Origin of the sequence: Clostridium peptidivorans (assembly GCF_900205925.1) — a bacterium.
Lineage (GTDB): Bacteria > Bacillota > Clostridia > Clostridiales > Clostridiaceae > Clostridium_AK > Clostridium_AK peptidivorans.
The window spans coordinates 1-2,552 of sequence record NZ_OAOD01000046.1 but is presented as its reverse complement, the minus strand read 5'-3'; the positions used below and the strand labels follow the sequence as shown (position 1 = coordinate 2,552).

The window sequence follows — 2,552 nt, the reverse complement described above, 5'->3', positions numbered from 1 at the left end:
TTGGATTTTTTGCTTATGATCTTTTTATTTACATTAATAGTAGTATCATCCCATTGATTATTTAAAGCTAATTCTTTTGCAATTTCGTTCAATTCAGAAAGAGTCTTATCTTGAAACATTTTATTCCCTCCTATTTATTAATGCAAAAACAAAAAGCTTTTCTTGCATTATCCTTTGAATTATATAGTAGGTATACTTTATAACTAGATTCAAGTTTTTACCTATACATACATTGTAACATATAAAATCTTATAAATGTAATAAATTAATTTATTTAAAAACTTTAGAAAAAATGTGACAACAAGGTACACACTCTCACTATAGGGTCAGGGGAATGTACATAAAAATAAGCATGGTCTCTAAAAGCCATGCTTTATTAAAGTATCACTTACCACTTGTCATGTGAGCTCTATCTATTTTCAGGGAGGCATAAAAAGACTCTATGAAGTCACCGGAAGAGATAGTAGAAAATCTGTTCCCTCGCCGAATTTACTAGTTACTATAATTGTTCCATTATGCAGTTCAATGGTGGATTTAGCAAGTGCCAGTCCAAGACCTAAACTACTTTTATTTTCAATGTTATCAACTCGGAAAAACGGTTCAAAAATATTGTGGATTACATCATTAGGAATGCCTTTGCCAGTATCTTTAATCTTTATTATAATATTGCTGTTTTCATCAAAAGTTTCAATATATATATTTCCGTCTTGAATATTGTACTTAATAGCGTTTTCCACAATGTTATATATGGCTCTGTAAAACAAAATATGATTGCTTTGAATACTTTTTGTACTACGAAGCTCATTTGTAATATTTACATTTTTGCACCCTGCTATGGTTTGAAGGTCGGTTACAACATCTTCTATAATTTCGTTAACATCAACATCTTCATCTAGTCTAGAATTTTCATTCCTCACCATATCAAGTAGTGTTTCGATTATATTATTCATTTTGTTGACGGATTTAGTTGCAAGGTCTAGTAAACGTTCATAATCTTGCTCGCTTTTTCCGTTTTGCTCATTTAAAACTTCAATGTTTGTTTTTATAACTGCAAGCGGAGTTTTAAGTTCATGGGCAACATGGGAATTAAAGCGTTTTTGAGAGTTAAAAGCATTATTAAGCCTAGCAATCATTTGATTAAACGACATTTTAAGTTCTTTGATTTCGTCGTTTGGCCCTTTAAGGTTTAGGTTTGATAAAAGGTTATTGGCATTAATTTCTCTGATGTTTCTATTTAGTTCAAATACAGGCTTTAAAGCATGGTTAAGAATAAAATAAGTCGCAATACCACCAATGATAATAATCAAGACTAGGAAAATAAGTGATTGTATATAAATGTTTGTAACTGCATTATTCATAGTTTTTGTAACACTATGACCAGTAATAACAAAACCTCCTTGTGTAACTTGGTCTCCGCCTTGTTGTATAGCACCATTTTCGCCAGCTTGAACATCTTGAATAATTGAAACCGAAACTTGCGGCATAATCTTGTTAATATAGCCGTTTATTAAAACAACGAGAAAAATACTTGCGATTGTCATAATAATAATAGTAAATACCGTTATTCTAAATCTTAGACTGTTTCTAAATTTAATCATTTTATTGCCCCTCAAACATGTATCCAACACCTTTAAGTGTCTTGATAATATTATCTTTTCCAGTAGCTAAATTTAGTTTTTTACGTAATGAATAAACATGAACCCTTAGCACTTCTGAAAAAGGGTCAGCTTCATCGTTCCATATATGTTCAAACAATTCATTTGCACTTATGACTTTACCCCTGTTTTTTACTAAGTATGCAAATATGGAATACTCTTTTAGAGTTAGGATAATTTCTTTATCTTTGTAACTCACTTTCAGCGTGCCTAAGTCTATCTTAAAATGTCCGTCAGTAATAATATTGGGGGCGCTTTTAAACTCACGTCTTAATAACGCTCTAATTCTTGCTTTTAGTTCTCGTAAGTCAAATGGTTTGACGATATAGTCGTTTGCGCCTAAATCAAGGCCCTTAATTCTATCTTCAATCTCACGATTTGCAGAGGCAATTATAACTGCCACATCTGAATTTTTTTCTCTAACGATTTTTAGAATATCATAGCCATTTACATATGGTAAGTTTATATCAAGCAAAATAAGGTCATAGGAGTTAACAGCTACAAGTTCCAGTGCAACTTCCCCATCCTCTGCGATATCAACAGCATATCCTTCTTTTTTAAGCCCTTGTTTTAAAGCTTGTAAAATGTCAACTTCATCTTCAACAACTAATATTCTCAAATCAATCACCCGACTTCCTTATAATGATAAAGAGTAGTCTTTCTTGTGGTTAAGTACTACTCTTTATCCTAGCATAAATTTAAGCATTTTGCCTTACTTTTTTAAATTAGTTATCAAGATTAATACGCCATTTGTATAGTGGTTGCTTGGTCTCCGTCCAAAATATGGATATCAGCTTTTTTAGCAAGGATATTTCCTTTATCATCAACCATATTGCCGTTTTCGTCTATGTGAGCATAAAATACCGAAGCTTCACTGCTTTGCTTTACAGGAACACC

The 2,552-nt window shown here is 31.8% G+C and carries 2 protein-coding genes; both read right to left on the bottom strand.

What is annotated here, in order from left to right; all coding sequences use genetic code 11:
* Nucleotides 1-440: 440 nt before the first annotated feature.
* Nucleotides 441-1,598, bottom strand: coding sequence for a sensor histidine kinase (locus CRN98_RS17200; RefSeq protein WP_097028632.1), 1,158 nt, complete (start codon nt 1,596-1,598; stop codon nt 441-443).
* 1 nt (nt 1,599) lies between these two features.
* Complete coding sequence (locus CRN98_RS17195) at nt 1,600-2,274, bottom strand: response regulator transcription factor (RefSeq protein WP_097028633.1); 675 nt, start codon at nt 2,272-2,274, stop codon at nt 1,600-1,602.
* Between the last annotated feature and the right edge of the window lie 278 nt (nt 2,275-2,552).

What these genes read in the sequence shown, in the direction of transcription:
- CRN98_RS17200 (WP_097028632.1), bottom strand. Translation starts at nt 1,598, where the DNA reads ATGATTAAATTTAGAAACAGTCTAAGATTTAGAATAACGGTATTTACT.